The organism is Arthrobacter sp. S2(2024) (assembly GCF_036662515.1).
Classification (GTDB): domain Bacteria; phylum Actinomycetota; class Actinomycetes; order Actinomycetales; family Micrococcaceae; genus Arthrobacter.
The window spans coordinates 410,697-431,389 of the sequence record NZ_JAYKZI010000002.1; the positions used below are offsets into that span (position 1 = coordinate 410,697).

Here is a 20,693-nt window from a genome sequence, read left to right on the forward strand (position 1 = left end):
CATGAACAACGAAGTGTGCACTTGACAGTTTTAGTAATGAAGCAGTCATTTCAAGTAAATGAAGCAGTCATTTCACGAAATGGGATTTTCCTTGCTACACTCGTCATGCCTGACCCTTGGTTTCCCCCGGAAAACCAGGGTTTTTCGGGCATCCCGTACGGTGTGCAACCGGCCTGGCCGGCGCGTCAACAAGCACCAAAAAAGAGCCCCCGCCGCCCATGGCGACGGAGGCTCTTTCGGTTGCGACCATCAGTTCGTGCCGCCGCGAGTGCCTTCGGGTTGCTACTCGATGCCGGCCGCCATGAGTTGGGCGCGCAGTTCGCGACGCTCACGCTGCTTCTCGGGGTCCGGCAGCGGCACCGCGGCCAGCAGCCTCTGCGTGTACGGCTCCTGCGGATTGCGAAGGATCTGCTCGCGGGTGCCCTGCTCCACGATCCTGCCCCGCTGCATCACGCAGATCCGGTCCGCGAGCACGTCAACCACGGCAAGGTCGTGCGTCACGAACAGGCACGCGAATCCCAGCTCCCTCTGCAGGTTCTGGAAAAGTTCCAGGACCTTCGCCTGCACCGAGACGTCCAGCGCCGATGTCGGTTCATCCGCGACCATCAGCTTGGGCTGCAGGGAGAGCGCCCGGGCAATGCCGACGCGCTGCTTCTGGCCGCCTGACAATTCATGTGGATAGCGGTTGCGGTACCCGCGCGGCAGTTCCACCTGGTCCAGGAGGGTCTCAATCCGTTTCTGCAGATCGACGCCCTTCGCGACCCCGGCGAGGTACATCGGTTCGCCGATGCTTTCGCCGATGGGCAGCCGCGGATTCAACGACGACGACGGATCCTGGAACACCATGCCGATGTCGCGGCGCACTTCGTGCAGTTGCTTTCCATTCCGCTTTGCGGCGGAAATGTCCTGCCCCACCACGCGCATGCTGCCCTCGGCTACGGGCAAGAGCCCGACGGCGGCGCGTCCAATGGTCGTCTTGCCCGATCCGGACTCCCCCACAAGGCCTACAACCTGGCCGGGGTAGATCACGAGGTTGGCTCCCTCGACAGCTCGGAACGCGGGGACCCGGCCCTGCTTGGGGTACTCGATGGCGACGTCGACCAGCTCAAGTACGGGCTCACCCTTGGGCTTGGCTGCTTCTTCGGCCGCCGCCTTCAAAGCGGCCTGGTTCTCAAGTTCCCGGCGGATCAGCTCATCGTGATCGACCGATTCCAGCTCGGAGTGGGTTGCGGCAGCCAACGCCGCGGTGACGTCAACGTCGGCGCTGTCAGCACCCTGTCCCAGGTGGGGAACAGCGGCTAGAAGAGCTTGTGTGTATCCGTGCTGCGGGTTGCTGAAGATCTGTTGCGCAGTGCCGCTCTCCACGATGACGCCCTGGCGCATCACGGCAATTCGATCGGCGAGGTCGGCCACAACGCCCATGTCGTGCGTGATCAGGACGATGGCGCTGTCCAGCTTGTTGCGCAGGTTGCGCATCAGGTCCAGGATTTCAGCCTGGACAGTCACATCCAAGGCAGTGGTGGGTTCGTCTGCGATCAGGAGCTTGGGATCACAGGACAATGATTGCGCGATCATGGCTCGCTGCCGCTGGCCGCCGGAGAGCTGGTGCGGATACGACTTGAAGGCCTTCTCCGGGTCCGGCAGCTCCACCAGCTCGAGCATGCGCAAGGCCCGCTGCTTGGCTTCATCGGGCGAGATCGAGTTGTGCAGCCGGATCGTCTCCACTATTTGCGTACCCACGGTGTACACAGGGTTGAGCGCGGTCATGGGCTCCTGGAAGATGACCGCGACATCCTTGCCGCGGACTTCACGGATGTTGCCTGATTTCTCACCCAGCAGCTCCTTGCCCGAGAGCTTGACGCTCCCCCGGACACGGCTGTTGCTGGGCAACAAGCCAAGCAATGCCATGGAACTTGCACTCTTGCCGGACCCGGACTCACCGACGATCGCGAGGACCTCGCCGGCCCTGACCTCGTAGTTCAGTCCGATGGCGGCAGGGACCCATTTCTTATCCACACCGAAGTCGACGCTGAGATCGCGTACTTCCAGGACCATGGCCCCGCGCGCGCTCTTATCCGACTCGGTCTCGAGGTGGGTGGCCTCCGGTTCGGGGCTGGCGTTGTCAGTCATGTTGGGTCTTCCCTTCCGACCGGGCCACCCTCCAAGGGGTGATTAGTGAAGCAGCCCGGAATCCTGAATTATTAGGGGCATGAGCAGAGCGCCGTATGCCGGAAATGTCGAAATCTTCAAGGCCCGCACCAGCAAGATTTTTGCTTGGATCTGCTGGGCAGTTGCCGTTTTCGGAGTGGTCGTTGCGCTCGTGGCAGCCGGACCGCGATCCCTTCCCGGAACCACTCCCCTGCTCTTCGTAGCGTTTCTTGGCTGGTTGCTCTTCTGGCGCCCGGTTGTGGTGGTCCGGGATTCCGGCGTCGCGCTGGAGAATCCCTTCCGGACCATCGATGTTCCCTGGGATGCCCTGGTGCAGGTTGATACCCGCTACGCCCTCACGCTGGTGACGCCCCGCAAGAAGTATCCGGCGTGGGCTGCTCCCGCGCCGGGAATCTGGGGCGGGCGCAATGCCCGCCCTGAGCATCTCAAAGGACTCCCGGGCACCACCTACGGCCCCAGCAGCTCGGTTCGCCCCGGAGATCTCAAGAACACCGATTCCGGCGCCGCAGCGATCCTGGTGCGCACCCGCTGGCAGGACCTCGTCGAGGCCGGACGCGTGGAGCCCGGCCGGGCTGAAGACGCTTCGGTGACCGTTGCCATCGGATGGTTCCGGATAGCAGCCACGGTAGCCCTGGCCGCGGCCAGTTACTGGGCGGTCTTCCTGTAGGAGGTTTCCCTGGACGGGTAGCACTCAGCTGCCTTTCGAGGCGTCGGCAACGGGCGCCGTCGTGCTCGAGTGGCGCGTGGTTTCGATGGCGGTCTTGGCTTTGAACTTCTTCTGCCGGGGATCGAAGGCGTCCCGCAGGCCGTCTCCGATGAAGTTGATGCTGAGGCAGATGAGGATGATGAACAGGCCGGGGAACCAGAACAGCCACGGCCTCGTTGCGAAGGCTTCTTGGTTCTGGGCAACCAGCAGGCCGAGCGAGGTGTCGGGAGCCTTCACGCCGAGGCCCAGGTAGCTGAGTGCCGTCTCGAGCAGGATCGCCGCGGACATGGTCAGCGTCACGTTGACGATCAGCACACCGACGGCGTTGGGGAGGATGTGCTTGAAGATGATCCTTGCGTTGGACGCTCCGGAGATCCTGGCTGCGTCAACGAACTCCCGCTCGCGCAGGGTCAGGAACTCACCGCGGACCAGGCGGGCGAGGCCCACCCAGCTCACAAAGCCGAGGAAAATGCCAAGGATGACGACGCCGTTGTTGGCGGCAAATCCGGTCAGCCAGCTTCCCTCATCCCTGCGGTTGGCTATCTGGCCAACAACAGCCGCAAGGAGCAGCAACGGAATGATGATGATGACATCGGTCAGGCGCATGAGGATGGCTTCGACCCAGCCGCGGAAATAGCCGGCGAGTCCCCCGACGATTGCGCCGACAGCGCCCGCGATGGCGCCGATAAGGACCATGACCGTGATGGATTGTTGGGCACCGCGCATGGTCATGGCAAACAGATCGCGTCCAATACGGTCCTGGCCGAAGGGGTGCTCTCCCCAGGCGAGCGGCCAAAACGACGACGTGGGGGCACCGTCATTGACCAAGGGCGAAACGTCCACATGGTTGTACTTCCACCATCCGGGAATCCCGAATGCGCCCACCGAGGTGAAAGCAAGCAGGAAGATCACTGCGAAAACCGCGAGCCCGATCAGGGCGCCGGTGTGGCCGAAAAACCTCTTGCGGACAATCTGGCCCTGGCTCAGGCCGCTGGTGACTTCGCTGCTTGCATGGGTGGCTGCAGCTTCGGCAAGCGCCTGTTGCGCGAGGAGTTCTTCCTCTTGGGTTGGCTGGCTCATGCTTTGATCCTTACGCGTGGGTCGAGCGCGGAGTACGCGAGGTCCGCTATCAGGTTGAAGACCATGGCGGTGATTGCAACACAAAGGAACACGCCCATCACGGGGTTCGGGTCAGTGTGCAGCAGTCCGTCGATGAACAGGAAACCCATGCCCCGAACGGAGAAGACCGTTTCCGTGATGACGGCGCCACCGATCAACGCACCGATGTCGAAAGCAACGATCGTTGCAATAGGGATCAGGGCGTTCCGGAAGGCGTGGCCCATGATCACGGAACGTTCGCTCAGACCCTTTGCCCGCGCAGTCCGGATGTAGTCCATGTTCATGATTTCGAGCATCGACGAGCGTGTGAACCGGGTGTAGCTGGCCAACGACACAAGGATGAGGGCAATCGTCGGCAAGACGAGGTGGGTCAAGGTGTCTGTCGACATGATCCAGAAATCGCCTTGGATGTTCGGGGTTCCTGCCCCGATCGTGGCGATGGGGCGCCCGCGCACCCGGCTGTTGTTGAAATAGGACGGCCAAGCCTGCATGAATTTGTCCACAACCACAAGGAACCCGACCAGGAAGGCGGTCAGCCCGGCGGCGCGCATGGACTGGCCGCGGTCGTAGCCGCCCATGAAGTACCCCACTGCCACGCCAACCAAGATAGTGGCGATGGCCAGGAGGAAGATCATCAGCCCGGTCGCGTCATTGAGCAGCGGCTGCACAGCAAAGTAGGCAACCACGCCAATGCCCACCACGATCAGGCTTGATTGCAGGGCCTTGCGGTTCTTGAGTCCGGAAACCAAAATCGTGATTCCGAAGGCGATTCCCACCCCCATGATGGCGATGATGACCGGCCCCAGGCCCGGATTGCGGAACCATTGAGTCAGCGAGAAGTAGAAGAGAATAAGCGAAACAGCCGCAAAAACCGAGCCTCCGACGATCAGTCGGCGCCTCACCGCACCGCCGACGACGACGGCCCCGACGATGCCAAGGACGGCCCCGATTCCAAGGGCCACGACCGGCGGTATTTCGGGATTTCGGAGGAAGTCATTAAAGCCGATGGCACCGAATTCCTTGAGGAGAACGGCTACCCAGAAGATCGGCAGGGAGAAGAACAGGAAAGCCATGAAGGTTACGCCGTAGTCCAACGCGCTGTACTGGCGCAGTGCCGTAACGATGCCGAGCGAAATGCCGATGAGAATCGCAAGGATTGTCGCACCGGTAACCAGCGTCAGGGTTTGGACCAGCGCGAAACCGAGCGCCTCCGTGATTGGCTGCCCCGCAATGTTCTTACCGAGATTGCAGGCATTGCCGAAGGGAACCAGACACTGGGCAGCGCCTCCCAACCACTTGAAATAGCGCAGCGGCGCCGGTGTGTCGAGGTCGAGCAGATTGTTTCGCGCATCCATCAGTGCTTGCCGGTTCGGCGCGCTGCTGGTGCGGAGCTCTTCCAAGGGGTCCCCGGACAACGCCGTCAGGAGATACACCAGGAAAGAAGCTCCAAGGAGAATGAATGCGGCGGTTACGAGCCGCCGGACGATATAGGTCACCATGGTGAAGAACCTCGAAATCCAGGCCCGGGGTCTCCGGCGCCTATCGCAGAATCGTGCCCCTTCCCTGCTTGAGGTCGTTGGGGAAGCAGACAATGTGCCGGTTCGCCAACCCGAAGGCGCCGGGACCATGATACGTCGGTCCCGGCGCCTCGGCTGGCGATATTGCGCGCTAGTTGGGCCTTACTTCTGAGCCCACTCCCAGAAGTTCCACCAAACGCCAGTCTGGTTCGGCATGAGCTTCACACCGGTGATGCGGTCGCTGTAGGCGTCCACGTTCACGGACTGGAAGAGCGGCACGCCGTATGCGGAGTCCCAGATCTTCTTGTCGATCTGCTTCTGCAGATCATCCTGCTTGCTGCGGTCGGTGGTGACCACGAGCTCTTCCATCAACTTGTCAGCGTCAGTGTTGCTGAACTGGTTGAAGTTGTTGCCACCAGCGGTCTTGAAGATCTGCGGAACGCCGGAGACACCGACGCCCGGGTTGATCCAGCCGAAGATGGTGGCATCGTAGCCACCCTTGCCCAAGGCCTTGCCCCAGTCGGACTTGCCCAGGCCGCCGTCGACGATCTTGAAGCCAGCCTTGGTGGCGGATTCGCGGATCAGCGAGAAAGCGTCAACGCGGTTGGGGTTGTCCTTGTTGTACATGATGCGGATTTCCGGAGTAGCGCCGTTCAGGAGCTTCTTGGCACCATCAATGTCCACGTCCTGGTAGGCCGAGGAGCCGTTGTTCTTGGCGGAGTCAGCGTAGGCAGCCTGCTGGGGAACGAAGATCTGCGAGTCCAGCGGCTTCGCGTTCGGGTCAAGCTTGCCAATGATCTTGGTGACGATGTCCTTGCGGGGCACCGTCTTCATGAAGGCGGTACGCACGTTTTGGTCGGCCAGCGGACCCGAGAAGTTCAGGTCCAAGTGGTCGAAGGCCAGCTGGTTGCCCTGGTCGACAGTGACGCCCTGGCTGGAGAGTGCCTTCAACTGGTCGAGGGTGTCCGCGGAAGCCTGCGGGGCAATGATGTCCGCCTCGCCGTTCTTGAGGGCCTGGACCTGTGCCGGCGCCGAACCGATGTACCGGACGGTAATTTCGTCAAGGTTTGGAGTCGGTCCCCAGTTGTAGTCCTTGTTGCGAACCATGGTGAGGGACTGGTCCTGGTTCATGCTCTTGACGATGTAAGGACCGTTTGAGAGGAACAGGGTCGGGTCAGCGGGAAGCGTCTTCGTGTCGAAGCCGGTGTTCCACATGTCCGACATTGCCTTCAGCTTCGGGTCGGCGGGCAGCGGTGCCTTGGAGTCTCCGCGCGGCTTGCTCTTGAAGAAGTCAATCAAGGCCTGGGTGTCCTTCAGGCCGGCCTTCTGCGCAAGGACATGGGCAGGAACGTCAATGCCGGGACCACCAAGCACGATCTCCCAGTCAGCGAACGGCTTGGAGTACTTGAGGGTGAGGGTCTTGTTGTTGTTGCTGATCTCCGGGAAGTCCGTCAGACTCAGGCCCGTGTTGTCACCAGCGTACGAGAAATAGGACGTGCCCGTCTTTGCCTTGGCATCGGCGTCGTCGTAGTAGCCGGAGAACGCCGCCCACTGCAGGAGGAGGTCAGCTGCGGAGACCGGGGTGCCATCAGACCACTTCACACCATCGTTGATGGTGTACTTGACGGTCAGCGGGTTGTCCGAGACCTTCTCCATCTTGCCGAACTTGTCGTTGTGTACGACGTTCAGCTTGTTGTCGATGTAGTAGAAGCCCGAGTGCGTTGCGTAGCTGACCTTGGAGTTGATGTCAGTATTGCCATCGGCTGTGTTGGGGTTGAACGTGTTGAAAGCGTTGACCTCGACCACAGTGGCCGTGCCACCCGTCTTGGCTGCTCCAGTGGATGGGGTATTGCCACCGGAATTGCCGGCACAGGCGCTCAGTGCGATCGCGGCGATTGCCGCAATACCCACTGCTTTGGAAGTACGTCCGAAACGCATTCCGCCTCCTATTTTTTTGAGTGGAAAAAGCCGGCGCTGTTGACTCCGGCAGACTGCCACAATCCCCTCAGCAGGCTTGTGGCTCGTCTCACATGAGCAGTAGCCTAGCGCCCGGAACGGATCTTTGGGTCTAAAGTTTCCCGCCGGTAAAGTTTGTTATCGAGATGCAATCATTGAAGGACGTCCTAGGGGTTCCGTGATCCGCGCCAACATGACATAAGCCCCGATTCACGGCGAACCGGGGCTTATGTCAGTTAATTCCCCATCACTGAACCCTCCTGGCGGGGAGTGCCTGGAACAGATCTCACGATCCGATGGCAGCGTGCAGCGGTATCCAGACCTCGTGTTGGGGTTTACGTTGAGGTGCATGGGCGAGAAATTCACTTATGTGGGCGGTCCCCGTGATAAAGAACGCAGCGAGGGCGAGGTATCGGACTTCTATATCCGGCGCTTCAGTCCTACGTGGGCCGTCCGGTATCCGAGTCGGGTGTAGAAGGCTCGAGCCTGCTCCCGTGCTTCGTCTGTGGTCACTTGTGCCAGTTGCGCCCCGCGCGCACGCCCAAAATTGTGTGCCCACTCAAGCATCGCGGTGCCCAGGCCTTGTGAACGTTCCGCGGCAGCAACCCGCAGTCCCTCGATCTGCAAGCGGGAAGAACCACCCCGGGAAAGTCCTGGGATAACAGTCAATTGCATCGTGGCAACGATGCGATCGGCATCATTTCGGACAACCCCCAGATAGTTGGAGCGGTCCCGAACAACCAGGTTGTAGGCCGCCTCGTATCGTTCGAGCTCGACGCACTCACGATCGGGGCCGAACTGATCATCGGACAGCAGCGCGGCGATGGCCTCGACATCATCGCGGCTCGCCCGTTCCAGCCTGAAGGTCCGGCCCGCCACCCGCAGCAGTCCTCGAACCGAGGATCGCGCATCTGCCTGCAAACGAGCGACCAGCAGATCGAGCCATCCGCCGACGTTCGCTCGAGCCTCAACGGTGTCGGGATAACGGCACCTCAAATGCAGGCCGGACTCGTCCAGGATGAACCAAAGCATGACGCCGTCCGTGTCGATTGTCGCGCTCACGTACTGGGCGTCGAGTCCGACCGAGTCGATTCGTACCGGCAGCCTGCGTAGGTCCAGCCAGGAGATCGCGAACATCCCAGGAGCGACGGGCATGCCGCCCCATGGAGCCAGAACGTCCGCGAGCGGCCACGAGCCAAGCTGCACAGCCTCTTTTACCGCGGCCGCCGCGGCGAGCGGCTCGGGGACCGCAGATTCAAGCACTGAATTGGTAATGAACCAGCCGACTGAGTCATGCCATTTGTCGTCGAAGCGGCTGTGCACGGGAAACACAGCCCGCAGCGGGGTTCCCGCCAACTCGCGGGTCACCGCGGTCATCGCAACAACAGCGAGTGCGAGCGTCGAGACGCCGTCGTTGCGGGCTTGCGCCGCGAACGCCGCACCGTCGTCGAGATCGAACACATCCCGGACTTCCACACGCTCGCGCTGAGGATCGGGCGCACCCAGGGGCAACGGGAATTGCGGCATGACTCCGCCGCTGTCCCCGATGATTTGTTCCCACCGTTGACGCACGTGGTCCGGCGCCGCTTTCCGGTCTAGAAGTGCTTGCGTGTGCTCAACAAATGCCGGGGCTGGCTCGGGCAACAATTCGCGGCCGGCGCTCCCGGCGTCGAGGGCCGACAGCAGGTCGCGCGCGATCACCAGCATCGACCACATGTCGACGTGGGAGTGGTCGGCTGCAATCACAACCGTGAGTCCGGCAGCAGTCTCCAAGACGCACAGGCGGTGTGAGGGTTGTTGGTATGGCGAGCACGCGGCGTCGAGAATGTCCCGCACTGCATCATTGACGGCTTGGCCTGGAGACACCTGATGCTCCACCCAGGTTCCCGGACCAATATCAATTTCGTAAAGCTCCGGCTCACCGTCCTCACCGGGAACGAAAGCCGTTCGCAGCGTGCCGTGGCGGCCGACTACGGCCAGCCAGGCATCGGCAATCGACTCACGACGAGTTGGTGCAGGCAGCCGAAAAGACATTGCCATCCAGGAGCCGGGCCGGTCGCCGGCTCCTACATGGAGCCGCTGGTCAAAGGACACCGGAAGACGCCGGCGGAGCGCAGACACGCTGACGTCATAGCCCCAAAGTCGTCCGAACGGTAGCCGCAGGTGCGTGACGTTGGTCAGGCGCATGGCAGTATCCTATCGCCCCAGATAGCCTGAACGTTCAACGCGGCCGCTCAAGGTGGCGCTGCCAGTCACGGAACGAGGAGCCTGATGCCCACTTTCGAGGTTCCCGGAGCCGAGCTTGCGGTTGCTTTGAGCGACGAAGGTGGACACCCGGTTGTCCAACTGCATGGCCTGACATCAAGCCGCGCGCGTGATCGGGTGCTCAACCTCGACCTCGGCCGAGGGCTGAGTGGAACTCGACTGCTGCGGTACGACGCACGCGGCCATGGCCGGTCGACAGGGCGCAAGGTCCCCGAGGACTATCAATGGCAAAACCTCGCCGATGACCTCCTGCGGCTGCTCGATCGCTGGTTCCCAGGCGAACGTGTCCACGGAGTCGGTCCCTCGATGGGTACCGGCACGCTCTTGCACGCCGCTTCCCGCGAGCCTGGCCGCTTTAGCGGGCTCACGCTGATGGTGCCACCCACCGCGTGGGAAACCCGAGCCTCCCAGGCTGCAAACTACCGGGCTGCCGCGGCGCTTATCGAGGCTGTTGGCGTCGAGGAATTCCTGGCCACCACGCGCGGGGCAACACCGCCGCCGGCCACAATTGGGGCGCCAGAGACCGTGCCCGACGTCGCCGACGCCCTCTTGCCGTCGTTGTTTCGAGGCGCGGCACTCAGCGATCTGCCTGATCTTGAGGCCCTCGCGCGAATCGACGTACCGGCGACGATCCTGGCCTGGGTCGATGATCCGGGCCACCCGCTGTCAACCGCGGAAACCCTTGCCGCGCTGCTCCCCCAAGCAACGCTGACAGTAGCCCGCACCCCGGAGGACGTCGAAACCTGGCCTAATATCCTGAGCCAGGATGTCGCCGGTTGGGGTTAAGCCAGGATGATCGTTACCCGATCAGGTAGACCATGCCGCGCCCCTCGTCGGCGAGATTGGTGGCGAAGACCCGGGCCCGTCGAAGATAGCCAACGGCATACTCGACGTCAAGGTCCCGATCGACATATGGCGAATCCGGCAACCGCTGCCTCACCTCCGCATCAGAGATATCGTCCAAGTCCTGAGCAATCGACAAAACCTCGGACGGAGTCAGGGCCCTTACCCACGGATCCCAACCTTCGCCATGCATGGTCACGTTGCCTTCAAACATACGAAAAGCGGGTCGCGCCGCCATGGCCGCCCCCAATGGGGCCGTGAGAACCTGCAGATGCCGCCATGCCTTGTCCAGATAGAGCATGTCGCGCTCAGATATCAATTGTTCGAAGGTGGTACCGCTGGTCCCGACACCAGGGTCAAGGCCCCAAGCATCAGCAAGTGGATCGACGGACACGAAGGTCATCGGGTCGGAAAGCACCTGTTCAGTGAGTTCGCCGTCGAATGCATATGCGTAATATCTGATTCCCATTCACCAAGTATTGCCAAAGCGCAAGCTGCGCAGGAGGGCTGAGTTGCGTTATGTGGATAACTCGCGAGATGAACTGTACCGGCATGTCGATGACCAGCCGCACCGATTTGTTCACGCACCCCTGAGAGGCGTGATGGCCGCGATCTGCCCGGCCGCACGAACTTCGGCAACGTCGGGGATCGGCCATCGGCGAAAGACCGGGCATCTGACCAGGATGTAAACGCCGTGATCGCCGTGGGCAGCAGGCATCCGGCCGGCGAAGTCGCCCTGGTCTACCCCGTGCCGGATAGGACGGCGTAAATATCCGAGCCACCGCAGCGTGCGGGTGGTTAGGCTGGGTGGATGGCGACAGTTATTCTCGTGCGGCACGGCCGCACTACGGCCAATGCCACGGGGCTGCTGGCCGGGCGGGCGGTCGGCATCAGCCTGGACCAGGTCGGGCGCGACCAGGCGGCTCTGGCTGGAGACCGGCTCGCCGCGGTGCCCTTGGTCGCGGTGGTGTCGAGCCCGCTTGAGCGTTGTCAGCAGACCGCCCAGCTCATCCTCGATCGCCAGGCTGGCACGCCGTACGCGCCGGTCGATCCCGATCTCACCGAGTGCGATTACGGTCAGTGGCAGGGCCGCATGCTCAGTGATCTCGCGACCGAGGATCTGTGGCCGGTTGTGCAGTCCCAACCGTCCGCCGTCGTCTTTCCCGGAGGTGAATCCATGGCCGCGATGCAGGCCCGGTCGGTGGCCGCGATTCGGCGCCACGATGCAGCCTTCGAAGCCGAGTACGGGCCAGGAGCTGTGTGGGTTGCGGTAAGTCACGGTGACATCATCAAGTCAATCCTCGCCGACGCGCTCGGCATGCACCTTGACCTGTTCCAGCGTATTACCGTGAACCCCGCTTCCGTATCGATCGTGCGCTACGGCGGTAACCAGCCGAGCGTCTACGCGACCAACACCGATGCGGGTGATCTGTCCTGGCTGTCGAACGGCATCCAGTCCGGCGATGCGCCGGTGGGCGGCGGTCCAGGGCGGAAGGCGCCATGAACCTCATGTGCCTAGAATACTGACATGCCTACACGTGTTCACGAGTTTGCCTGGCCTGATCGGGTCGTCGTCGGCACCATTGGCCTTCCGGGGGCGCGCACGTTCTACCTGCAGGTGCGCGCCGGGACGCAGATCGTGACTGTGGCCCTGGAGAAAGAGCAGTCGGCTCTGCTCGCGGAGAAGATCGACGAAATTCTCGACCAGCTCATCACCGTGGAGGGCAACCCCTTCAGCGTCCCCACGGGTACTCCCGTTGAACTTGTCGACAATGACCAGCTCGAGGCCGTTGAGGAGCAGTTCCGCACCGGCGCCATGAGCTTAGGGTGGGACCCAACCACGGCCCAGATCGTACTAGAGGCCTTCCCCATCACCGATGCCGACGCCGACGCCGATGCCGATGCCGATGCCAACGATGAGGACGGCGCTAACGAGACCGAAATGCTGCTGGTCCGCATGCCGGTCGGCACGGCCCGCGCCTTCGCCAAGCGCACCCGAGAGATCGTGGGCGCCGGGCGTCCGACGTGCCCGCTCTGCGGGTACCCCATCGACGCCGACGGGCACATCTGCACCCTTCCCGAGGTCTGATGCCGACGCCGGAGCTCGGGACCGCCGAGTTGAAGCTCACCGGCCGCATCACGACGGCTTCAAACGCTACATTTCTGGGCAGCATCGGCGACGTGGTGGTCGTCTATAAGCCCATAGCCGGCGAAACTCCGCTGTGGGACTTTCCCCACGGCACCCTGGCCCACCGGGAGGTGGCCGCGTACCTGGTCTCGCAGGCTTTCGGCTGGGACATCGTGCCGCACACCTGGCTGCGCGATGGTCCGATGGGCGAAGGAATGGTGCAGCTCTGGCAGGACCAAGACCCCGCCCAAAACGCCGTGGACCTCGTGGCGACGGACCACGTGCCGGAGACAGGCTGGAAACACGTTCTCGAGGGACGGGATGGCAACGGACGCATGGTCACCCTCGTCCACGAAGACTCGCCAGCACTCAGGCGCATGGCGGTGTTCGACACCGTCGTCAACAACGCCGACCGCAAGGGTGACCACATTCTCGCCATGCCGGACGGACACCGCCACGGCGTCGACCATGGCCTCACCTTTCACCGTGACCACAAGCTGCGCACGGTGCTGTGGGGATGGTTGGGAGACCCTCTGACCGCCGAGGAACGCGAGGGCATCGATCGTGTCAGCGAAGGACTGCACGGTGAACTGGGCCGAAACCTGGCGGACTTGCTCAGTGCCGAAGAAATCGCATCGCTCGCCGCGCGCTGCGCCCGGTTGCGCTTGGCCGGGCGGTTTCCGGCTCCGAGCGGTGAGATGCCGGCGGTGCCCTGGCCGCTGTTCTAGGGAATTGCCCTCCCGCAGGGGCTAGACGTTGAAGCGGAACTCCACCACATCGCCGTCGGCCATGACGTATTCCTTGCCTTCAATTCGGACCTTGCCGCGGGACTTTGCCTCGGCCATGGATCCGGCGGCGATGAGGTCATCGAAGGAGACAACTTCGGCCTTGATGAATCCGCGCTGGAAATCCGTGTGGATGACTCCAGCGGCCTGGGGCGCGGTGTCGCCACGGTGGATGGTCCAGGCGCGGGCTTCCTTGGGACCAGCAGTCAGGTAGGTCTGCAGTCCAAGCGTGTGGAAGCCGACGCGTGCCAACTGGTCGAGGCCGGATTCGTCCTGGCCGTTCATCTCGAGCATCTCGCGGGCTTCTTCCTCGTCGAGTTCGACGAGATCCGATTCCAGCTTGGCGTCAAGGAAAATGCAGTCCGCCGGCGCCACCATGGCGCGCAGTTCCTCTTGCTTTTCCGGGTTGCCGAGGATTCCTTCGTCCGAGTTGAAGACATAGATGAAGGGCTTGGCCGTGAGGAGGCTGAGCTCTTTGAGGTGCTCCATCTCGAGCTTGTCGCTCTTGACCGAAGAGAAGATCGTGTCGCCACGTTCCAAGACGGCCTGGGCAGCCAGGATCGCTGCGAGTTCCGCGGCTTCCCGCTTCTTGATCTTGACTTCCTTTTCGATCCTGGGAATGGCCTTTTCGATCGTCTGGAGATCGGCCAGGATCAGTTCGGTGTTGATCGTCTCAATGTCCGAGCGCGGATCGACTTTGCCGTCGACGTGGACAACGTCGGGGTCATCGAAGACGCGGATGACCTGGGCGATGGCTTCTGCTTCGCGGATGTTCGCGAGGAACTTGTTGCCCAGGCCTTCGCCCTCGGAGGCGCCCTTGACGATACCTGCGATGTCAACGAACGAGACGACCGCGGGCAGGAGGCGCTGCGATCCGAAGACCTCCGCCAACTTCTGCAGGCGCGGGTCCGGGAGGTTGACGACGCCGACGTTTGGCTCGATGGTGGCGAACGGGTAGTTCGCGGCCAGCACCTGGTTGCGGGTCAGTGCGTTGAAAAGAGTTGATTTGCCGACGTTGGGCAGTCCGACGATGCCAATAGTAAGAGCCACGAGCATTGATTCTACCCGTTGAGTGCCCCTCTCCGCTTTCGCGGGTGGAACCGTGGACCCCACGCCCGGGTGCCGAGATCCGGCTTCGCTATATTGTCCGACCCCTATGCCAAGGTTGGAGACATGGATGGTTTTGCAGTAATACTCGCTTTGTTCATGCTTCTTCTGGGAGCGGCCGCCGGGGTGGTGGCTGGTTTCCTGCTGTTCAGGCGCCGCACTGCCGCGCTTGAGGAAGATTTCGACGGCGTCTCCGCCCGGCTTGCCGCGGTGAACGCCCAGTTTGCCGCCGCCGACGCCGAACGGCGGCTTCTGCTGTCGCAGAACCGTGAACTGAACGAGTCCAGGAACCAGGATGGCAGTGTGTTGCGCGCGCTCGCTCCCGTTGCCGAGAAGCTGACGGCCGTCCAGCAACAGGTCTCGCTTCTGGAGCGTGATCGCTTGGAGCAGTACGGCCAGCTTGCCCAACAGCTCCAGGAAGCCCGGCTGTCCGATGAACAACTCCTGCGCTCCACGCACGCCCTGGCCTCCGCCCTTCGGTCGAACAGTGCCAGGGGGCAGTGGGGTGAAGTCCAGCTGCGCCGGGTGGTGGAGGCCGCCGGCATGCTGCGTCACGTCGATTTCCACGAGCAGGTGCATTCCGCGTCCGCCGACAACGCCGTCCGGCCGGATCTTGTGGTCCAGTTGCCGGGTGGAAAGCAGTTGGTGGTGGACGCCAAGGTTCCGTTGGCGTCCTACCTCGCTGCCCAGGAACAGGGCAATTCCACCCAGCGGGTCGACGGCCTCCAATCTGTGGGCAACGGCGCGGATGCCCTGCTGCTCGCACATGCGAAGGCCCTCAAGTCCCACGTGGATGCCCTGGGGTCCAAGAAGTACTGGGACATCCCCGGCAACTCGCCAGAGCTGGTGATCTGCTTCCTGCCCGCGGAGTCCATCCTGGCCGCCGCCCTCGAAGCGGACCCTGCACTCTTGGATCACGCCCTATCCCGGAACGTGGTGCTCGCGTCGCCCGGCACCTTGTTGGCAGTTCTAAAGTCCGTCGCCTTCACCTGGCGCCAGGACGTCCTGACGGACAATGCCCGGGAGCTCTTCGAGCTCGCCCGGCAGCTCTACGAACGCATGGGGACGCTCGGTGACAACGTAGGCAAGCTGGGTTCGTCGCTGAAGACCTCGGTGGATCGCTACAACGCACTGGTCGGAACGCTCGAAGCACGCGTCTTGCCCACCGCACGGAAGCTCAACTCCATGGACACCGACGGGCTGGTGTCGCCGTCGGCCGTGGAAGCCGTGCCGCGGACCCTTGCCGCACCCGAACTGATCGAAGACGAATCCGCGGCCTAGGACTGTCTGGTAGTCGTCCGGGCCCGCACCCTGTGCTGGGCCCGGACCCAGGACCCAGAACCCAGGACCCAGGACCCAGGACCCAGGACCCAGGACCCAGACTACGAAGTCGGTCGGTTCCCGCGTCCACCCAAGGCGCGAGTGACGTCCCCGGCCTCTTTGAGGGTGGCACGCAGTTCCTTCGGCAGGGAGAACAGCAGGTCTTCCTCCGCCGTCACCACCTCTTCAACCGCACCGTAACCGTAGTCGGCCAGCAATCGGAGAACGTCCTGGACCAGGACCTCCGGAACGGAAGCGCCGGACGTCACGCCCACGGTGGCAACGCCTTCGAACCAACTCTCGTCGACTTCGTTCGCGAAATCGACCCGGTAAGAGGCCTTGGCGCCATATTCAAGCGCCACTTCGACGAGCCGCACGGAGTTGGAAGAATTCGCAGAACCCACCACAATCACGAGGTCGGCCTGCGGGGCAATCTTCTTGATGGCCACTTGGCGGTTGGTAGTGGCATAGCAAATGTCGTCGCTGGGCGGATCCTGCAACGTGGGGAACCGCTCCTTGAGCATCCGGACGGTCTCCATGGTCTCGTCGACGCTCAGCGTGGTCTGCGAAAGCCAGATGGTCTTCTCCGGATTGCGCACAGTGACCTTGTCCACCTCATGCGGACCATTGATGATCTGGATGTGGTCCGGGGCTTCGCCCGCCGTTCCTTCCACTTCCTCGTGGCCGTCGTGGCCGATCAGGAGAATGTCGTAGTCTTCCTTGGCGAAGCGGACGGCTTCGCGGTGCACCTTCGTGACAAGCGGGCAGGTGGCATCGATGGTCCGCAGGCCACGGTCTTCGGCCGATTGCACGACCGCCGGGGACACGCCATGGGCCGAGAAGATCACGAGGGCGCCTTCGGGTACCTCGTCCGTCTCTTCAACGAAGATGGCACCCTTCTCCTCCAGCGAGGTGACCACGTGGACGTTATGCACGATCTGCTTGCGCACGTAAACCGGCGGCCCATAGTGTTCCAGTGCCTTCTCCACCGCGATGACCGCACGGTCGACGCCTGCGCAATATCCGCGGGGGGCCGCGAGCAAGACGCGCTTGGGGCCGGCGACCGGAGCGGCGGCCAGCACCTCTTCCGGCGTCCGACGCCTACGCGGGACAGAGGGCATCGGAATGGAAACTGCTGAGCTGGTCATCCCTCCATGCTACCGGCAGCGTTCACCCGCACGCTCGGCCTGGCTTTGCGTGAGAAGATCACGCCGAGCAGGCCAAGAAGCGCGAGCACTCCAGCGGCAATCCAGGCGATGGTGATCCAGCCGGCGAAATTGTCGACCGCCGCTGCCAGCAGCTCACGCGCGAAGAGGCCACCCGTAGCGGTTCCGCCCAGGCCCGCATCGCCTGCGCCCTTCAGCACCGTCGTGGCCACTTGCCACAGCGCCGCGACTGCGGCCAAGCCCAGTCCGGCAAAGAGGAGAACCACACCCCTGCGCCTCGCGGCAAGCAGGCCCAGGGCAAACAGCAGGACGGCGCCGAGGCCGGGAATCCACCACATCGGCGCATATGCGGCGATGGCATCTACCTGCTGGCGCTGGGCGGGGCCGCCGATGTTGATCAGCGTGGAGTCCGGCGTCGCAATGGGGAGGCCCGTTGCCGCGTGCAGCCGGTCAGCGGCAAGCTTGACCAAGGGCCCGACGTCGAGCACCAAGGACGTTCCCGCGGTCGAGTTCCCGGGGCGGGCACTGCCTGCGAAAGTCAGTTGGTGGCTCCGGCGTACGGTTTCATTCCACGCTTGCGGATATTCGGGCCACGTGGTCATCGCGGTGGCCGCGTCCTTGAGGAAGGAAGCGCCAAGTTGTTCCACCGGCGCCGGCAGGTTGACCTTGGATTCCAGGCTTGCGACGGCAGTAGACGCCAGGCGCGCTTGGAACGCTTGATCCTTCCCGATCGAAGAGGTAAGCGCCACAAACCCGTCTTCCCGGACGATGTTGGTGTCCGTCCATGCCATCGGGACGGCGATTGCTGTGAGCAGAAGGGCAAAGATCACTGCGATTGCAGAGACGAACGAGCGCAATGGATTCCTCAAGTTTGGAGTGCAGCAGTTCCAGGCGGGGCGACGACGGGTAAATGTCGGCCATGCATGCTACAAGGTATGGATAGAGTTGGAAGCCTGCCGCCTGCTTTTCGGTAGCAAAATTTCAGTAGCTCTTATAGCAGGAATACTTCCGGCACCCCTAGCAAAGTACCAGCGAGGACAGAACCATGCACCAGCCACCAACAGGAGGCTACCCGCGTGTCCTATGACGCCGTACCCGGCGGGGCGCCACGCGCGTTGCCGATTTCGGGATTCCCGAACCCTGGATCAGAGGACGAAGAGTCCCGCCAAGGAGAACCCACGAAGGCAGAGTCAACCCTTCCGGCGACGGCGTCGGAGACCAGTCCCGACAATCCTTGGCCGCTGCAGTTGCTGTCCCGCAAGCTCAAGACCCACATAGAACGGGCTCCGGCCGCTTGGATCGAAGGCCAGGTCATCGAGCTCAACCGTCGCGGCGGCAGCGCCTTCGTGACGCTGCGTGATACCGACGCAGAGATCTCCTTGCCCGCATCGTTGTGGTCCAATGTCCTGGACCGCCAGAAGATGCCGCTGGAGCGCGGCTCACGCGTCGTGGCCTTGGTGAAACCTGAATTCTGGCTCAAGACCGGCCGGCTCAACATGTCGATCAAGGACATCCGTCCCGTCGGCCTCGGCGATCTCCTCGCCAGAATCGAGCGCTTGCGCCAGGCCCTTGGCGCTGAAGGGCTTTTTTCAGACTCGAGGAAAAAACGGCTGCCCTTGCTCCCCCACCGGATCGGGCTCATCACCGGCCGCGATTCCGACGCCAAGAAAGACGTCCTGCGCAACGCAGCGCTTCGCTGGCCCGCCGTCGAATTCGCCGTCCGGGAAGTCGCAGTCCAGGGTGTCACGGCAGTCGGCCAGATCCTGGCTGCGCTCAAGGAGCTCGACGCCGATCCGCACGTGGACGTGATCGTGATCGCCCGTGGTGGCGGAGCCCTGGAAGATCTGCTTCCGTTCAGCAACGAAGAGCTCGTCCGGGCAGTATCCGCGGCGGCCACTCCGGTGGTCAGCGCAATTGGCCATGAAGCCGACCATCCCATCCTGGACGACGTCGCCGACCTTCGCGCATCCACGCCCACCGACGCCGCAAAGAGGATCGTCCCTGACGTCGCCGAGGAATTGGCGAGGGTACGCCAGGCCCGCGAGCAGCTACGCCGCGGCGTGGGACGCCTCGTGGACCGCGAAACGGATCGACTCCACGCGCTGAGATCACGCCCTGTGCTGGCGTCCCCCGAAGGAATGGTCACGGCGCGGGAGGACGACGTCGAACGGCTCCGGAAGCACGCCCACACGGCGGTGAGCTCCGCGGTTATCCGCGCACTTGACCAGGTGCACCACCTTCGCGCCCAGGTAAGGGCATTGTCCCCCCAAAAAACCTTGGACCGCGGGTACGCCGTCGTCCAGCTTGCGGGAGCGGACGGAGTGGGACACGACGTCGTCCGGAACCCGGACCAGGCCCCTGACGGCACGGAGCTGACGCTCCGTTTGGCGGAAGGCCGCCTTGGCGCTGTATCTTCCGGAACCATGGCACCTGCCGGACAACCCAGCCAGCACAAGCAAAATGAGGACTAAGAAATGACAGCAGAAAACACATCCCCTGCGGCCAAGGCTTCCGCTGAGGACCTGGACGCCCTCAGCTACGAGGAAGCCCGCGAGCAGCTCATGGCCATCGTTGGCCGCCTCGAAGCCGGCGGAGCAAGCCTTGAGGAATCACTCGCTCTCTGGGAACGCGGCGAGGCTTTGGCGAAGCGCTGCGAAGAGTGGCTGGAGGGTGCCCGCAGAAGGTTGGCCGCGGCCCGGAACAACGGCGAGGATGAAGCGACGGCCTCTTAGGATTGGACGGCCATCGCCCGTTCCGCCGACACGTCAAAGTCGGCTTTCGGCCAGCTCAGGTCCAGCTTCCCGAGGGCCTCAAGCAGAAGCTCCTGGACGGCGATCCTCGCGAACCATTTCTTGTTCGCCGGAACCACATACCAGGGCGCTACCTCCGTTGAGGTCTTCTCAAAGACCAGCTGATAGGCCTCCATATAGGAATCCCAAAACGCGCGTTCCTTGAGATCGCCTGTGCTGTACTTCCAGTGCTTGGACGGGTCATCCAATCGCGCCAGCAGTCGCGTTTTTTGTTCATCGCGGCTGATGTTGAGCATGACCTTGACGATCGCCGTGCCCTGTTCGGCCAAGCCTGCCTCGAACTCGTTGATGGCCGCATAGCGTCGTTCCAGTTCATCTTCATTGGCCCAACCGTGCACCCGGTGGATCAGCACGTCCTCGTAGTGGGATCGGTCAAAAACCCCGACGAATCCCGCCGCCGGCAGGGCCCTCTCGATCCGCCACAGGAAATCGTGGGCCTTCTCCTCATCAGTCGGAGCCTTGAACGGAGCAACCTTGACACCCTGGGGATCCATCGATCCGACGACGTGCTCAACAATCCCGCCTTTGCCCGCCGTGTCCATGGCTTGCAGGATCAACAGCACTCGTTTGGAGCTGCCGAATTTTCCCTCGGCAAAGAGCATCTCCTGCAGGACGTCCAAACGACCGTCCTGCGCTGCCAGCAAGGCGACGCCGTCAGACTTCTTTCCCTTGTAGCCGGGCGTCGATTCGGGGTCTGCTGCATCCAGCGAGAATCCAGGCCCGGCCTTCAAGATCGTGGATACCTGCTTGGTGAACTCCTTGGTCCCGGCCATGTCGATGTCCCCTCTGGTCCGGCCGCATT

At 62.8% G+C, this 20,693-nt stretch carries 18 protein-coding genes; 8 read left to right on the forward strand and 10 right to left on the reverse strand.

Annotation, left to right across the window (positions count from 1 at the left end; translation table 11 throughout):
• Positions 1-282: 282 nt before the first annotated feature.
• A complete protein-coding gene (locus tag VLA65_RS05540) occupies positions 283-2,130 on the reverse strand; it encodes an ABC transporter ATP-binding protein (protein ID WP_332601979.1) in 1,848 nt (615 codons plus the stop codon).
• Between the two features lie 79 nt (positions 2,131-2,209).
• Here VLA65_RS05540 and VLA65_RS05545 point away from each other — a divergent pair, with 79 nt between their 5' ends.
• Positions 2,210-2,836, forward strand: a complete 627-nt coding sequence (locus VLA65_RS05545; RefSeq protein WP_284991411.1) for a PH domain-containing protein — start codon at positions 2,210-2,212, stop codon at positions 2,834-2,836.
• Between the two features lie 24 nt (positions 2,837-2,860).
• Here the strand turns inward: VLA65_RS05545 and VLA65_RS05550 are convergent, their stop codons facing one another.
• From VLA65_RS05550 to VLA65_RS05565, 4 genes are all read right to left on the reverse strand, one after another.
• A complete protein-coding gene (locus VLA65_RS05550; protein ID WP_306958666.1) occupies positions 2,861-3,955 on the reverse strand; it encodes an ABC transporter permease in 1,095 nt (364 codons plus the stop codon).
• Positions 3,952-5,493: an ABC transporter permease gene (locus VLA65_RS05555; RefSeq protein WP_332601980.1), complete on the reverse strand. Its 1,542-nt coding sequence runs from the start codon at positions 5,491-5,493 to the stop codon at positions 3,952-3,954. The genes VLA65_RS05550 and VLA65_RS05555 overlap by 4 nt, the downstream gene beginning before the upstream one ends.
• A gap of 180 nt (positions 5,494-5,673) precedes the next feature.
• Positions 5,674-7,449 (reverse strand): ABC transporter family substrate-binding protein, encoded by a 1,776-nt coding sequence (locus VLA65_RS05560; protein ID WP_332601981.1) that lies wholly within the window; start codon positions 7,447-7,449, stop codon positions 5,674-5,676.
• A 438-nt stretch (positions 7,450-7,887) separates the two neighbouring features.
• A complete protein-coding gene (locus tag VLA65_RS05565; RefSeq protein WP_332601982.1) occupies positions 7,888-9,654 on the reverse strand; it encodes a GNAT family N-acetyltransferase in 1,767 nt (588 codons plus the stop codon).
• Between the two features lie 84 nt (positions 9,655-9,738).
• On the opposite strand from VLA65_RS05565, the gene VLA65_RS05570 reads away from it, so the two are divergent.
• Positions 9,739-10,518, forward strand: a complete 780-nt coding sequence (locus VLA65_RS05570; RefSeq protein ID WP_332601983.1) for an alpha/beta fold hydrolase — start codon at positions 9,739-9,741, stop codon at positions 10,516-10,518.
• A 13-nt stretch (positions 10,519-10,531) separates the two neighbouring features.
• Here the strand turns inward: VLA65_RS05570 and VLA65_RS05575 are convergent, their stop codons facing one another.
• Positions 10,532-11,044 carry a DUF1877 family protein gene (locus VLA65_RS05575; RefSeq protein ID WP_284991403.1) on the reverse strand — a complete coding sequence of 171 codons (513 nt, stop codon included), beginning with the start codon at positions 11,042-11,044 and terminating at the stop codon, positions 10,532-10,534.
• 342 nt (positions 11,045-11,386) lie between these two features.
• Between VLA65_RS05575 and VLA65_RS05580 the strand changes: the two genes are divergently transcribed.
• Genes VLA65_RS05580 through VLA65_RS05590 form a run of 3 tightly spaced genes read left to right on the forward strand, consistent with a single transcriptional unit; the run spans position 11,387 to position 13,431 of the window.
• The gene (locus tag VLA65_RS05580) at positions 11,387-12,079 is read left to right on the forward strand and encodes a histidine phosphatase family protein (protein WP_059387466.1); all 693 of its coding nucleotides are present in this window, start codon (positions 11,387-11,389) and stop codon (positions 12,077-12,079) included.
• 24 nt (positions 12,080-12,103) lie between these two features.
• Entirely contained in the window at positions 12,104-12,664 is a 561-nt protein-coding gene (locus tag VLA65_RS05585; RefSeq protein ID WP_332601984.1) for a DUF3090 domain-containing protein, read from the forward strand.
• Positions 12,664-13,431: an SCO1664 family protein gene (locus VLA65_RS05590; RefSeq protein WP_332601985.1), complete on the forward strand. Its 768-nt coding sequence runs from the start codon at positions 12,664-12,666 to the stop codon at positions 13,429-13,431. The genes VLA65_RS05585 and VLA65_RS05590 overlap by 1 nt, the downstream gene beginning before the upstream one ends.
• A 21-nt stretch (positions 13,432-13,452) precedes the next feature.
• Here VLA65_RS05590 and ychF read toward each other — a convergent pair whose 3' ends face one another.
• On the reverse strand, positions 13,453-14,538 hold the full coding sequence (gene ychF, locus VLA65_RS05595) for a redox-regulated ATPase YchF (protein WP_234748400.1): 1,086 nt from the start codon (positions 14,536-14,538) through the stop codon (positions 13,453-13,455).
• Positions 14,539-14,661: 123 nt separating this feature from the next.
• Between ychF and VLA65_RS05600 the strand changes: the two genes are divergently transcribed.
• Positions 14,662-15,876, forward strand: a complete 1,215-nt coding sequence (locus VLA65_RS05600) for a DNA recombination protein RmuC (RefSeq protein ID WP_307052555.1) — start codon at positions 14,662-14,664, stop codon at positions 15,874-15,876.
• 101 nt (positions 15,877-15,977) lie between these two features.
• Here the strand turns inward: VLA65_RS05600 and VLA65_RS05605 are convergent, their stop codons facing one another.
• Positions 15,978-17,063, reverse strand: a complete 1,086-nt coding sequence (locus VLA65_RS05605) for a 4-hydroxy-3-methylbut-2-enyl diphosphate reductase (RefSeq protein ID WP_284991398.1) — start codon at positions 17,061-17,063, stop codon at positions 15,978-15,980.
• Positions 17,060-17,950 (reverse strand): hypothetical protein, encoded by an 891-nt coding sequence (locus tag VLA65_RS05610; protein WP_332601986.1) that lies wholly within the window; start codon positions 17,948-17,950, stop codon positions 17,060-17,062. Before VLA65_RS05610 ends, VLA65_RS05605 begins: the two co-directional genes overlap by 4 nt.
• Positions 17,951-18,196: 246 nt before the next feature.
• Here VLA65_RS05610 and xseA point away from each other — a divergent pair, with 246 nt between their 5' ends.
• Both xseA and VLA65_RS05620 read left to right on the forward strand, forming a co-directional pair.
• Positions 18,197-19,552 carry an exodeoxyribonuclease VII large subunit gene (gene xseA, locus VLA65_RS05615; RefSeq protein WP_442880219.1) on the forward strand — a complete coding sequence of 452 codons (1,356 nt, stop codon included), beginning with the start codon at positions 18,197-18,199 and terminating at the stop codon, positions 19,550-19,552.
• Between the two features lie 3 nt (positions 19,553-19,555).
• Entirely contained in the window at positions 19,556-19,813 is a 258-nt protein-coding gene (locus VLA65_RS05620) for an exodeoxyribonuclease VII small subunit (protein ID WP_059387462.1), read from the forward strand.
• Here the strand turns inward: VLA65_RS05620 and VLA65_RS05625 are convergent.
• Positions 19,810-20,664, reverse strand: a complete 855-nt coding sequence (locus tag VLA65_RS05625; protein WP_059387461.1) for a polyphosphate kinase 2 family protein — start codon at positions 20,662-20,664, stop codon at positions 19,810-19,812. The genes VLA65_RS05620 and VLA65_RS05625 overlap by 4 nt on opposite strands.
• Between the last annotated feature and the right edge of the window lie 29 nt (positions 20,665-20,693).

Coding starts and splice junctions, on each gene's coding strand:
- VLA65_RS05580 (WP_059387466.1), top strand. CDS start 11,387: ATGGCGACAGTTATTCTCGTGCGGCACGGCCGCACTACGGCCAATGCC.
- VLA65_RS05560 (WP_332601981.1), bottom strand. CDS start 7,449: ATGCGTTTCGGACGTACTTCCAAAGCAGTGGGTATTGCGGCAATCGCC.
- VLA65_RS05605 (WP_284991398.1), bottom strand. CDS start 17,063: ATGACCAGCTCAGCAGTTTCCATTCCGATGCCCTCTGTCCCGCGTAGG.
- VLA65_RS05570 (WP_332601983.1), top strand. CDS start 9,739: ATGCCCACTTTCGAGGTTCCCGGAGCCGAGCTTGCGGTTGCTTTGAGC.
- VLA65_RS05565 (WP_332601982.1), bottom strand. CDS start 9,654: ATGCGCCTGACCAACGTCACGCACCTGCGGCTACCGTTCGGACGACTT.
- VLA65_RS05600 (WP_307052555.1), top strand. CDS start 14,662: ATGGATGGTTTTGCAGTAATACTCGCTTTGTTCATGCTTCTTCTGGGA.
- VLA65_RS05550 (WP_306958666.1), bottom strand. CDS start 3,955: ATGAGCCAGCCAACCCAAGAGGAAGAACTCCTCGCGCAACAGGCGCTT.
- VLA65_RS05555 (WP_332601980.1), bottom strand. CDS start 5,493: ATGGTGACCTATATCGTCCGGCGGCTCGTAACCGCCGCATTCATTCTC.
- VLA65_RS05585 (WP_332601984.1), top strand. CDS start 12,104: ATGCCTACACGTGTTCACGAGTTTGCCTGGCCTGATCGGGTCGTCGTC.
- VLA65_RS05540 (WP_332601979.1), bottom strand. CDS start 2,130: ATGACTGACAACGCCAGCCCCGAACCGGAGGCCACCCACCTCGAGACC.
- VLA65_RS05590 (WP_332601985.1), top strand. CDS start 12,664: ATGCCGACGCCGGAGCTCGGGACCGCCGAGTTGAAGCTCACCGGCCGC.
- VLA65_RS05575 (WP_284991403.1), bottom strand. CDS start 11,044: ATGGGAATCAGATATTACGCATATGCATTCGACGGCGAACTCACTGAA.
- VLA65_RS05625 (WP_059387461.1), bottom strand. CDS start 20,664: ATGGCCGGGACCAAGGAGTTCACCAAGCAGGTATCCACGATCTTGAAG.
- VLA65_RS05545 (WP_284991411.1), top strand. CDS start 2,210: ATGAGCAGAGCGCCGTATGCCGGAAATGTCGAAATCTTCAAGGCCCGC.
- VLA65_RS05620 (WP_059387462.1), top strand. CDS start 19,556: ATGACAGCAGAAAACACATCCCCTGCGGCCAAGGCTTCCGCTGAGGAC.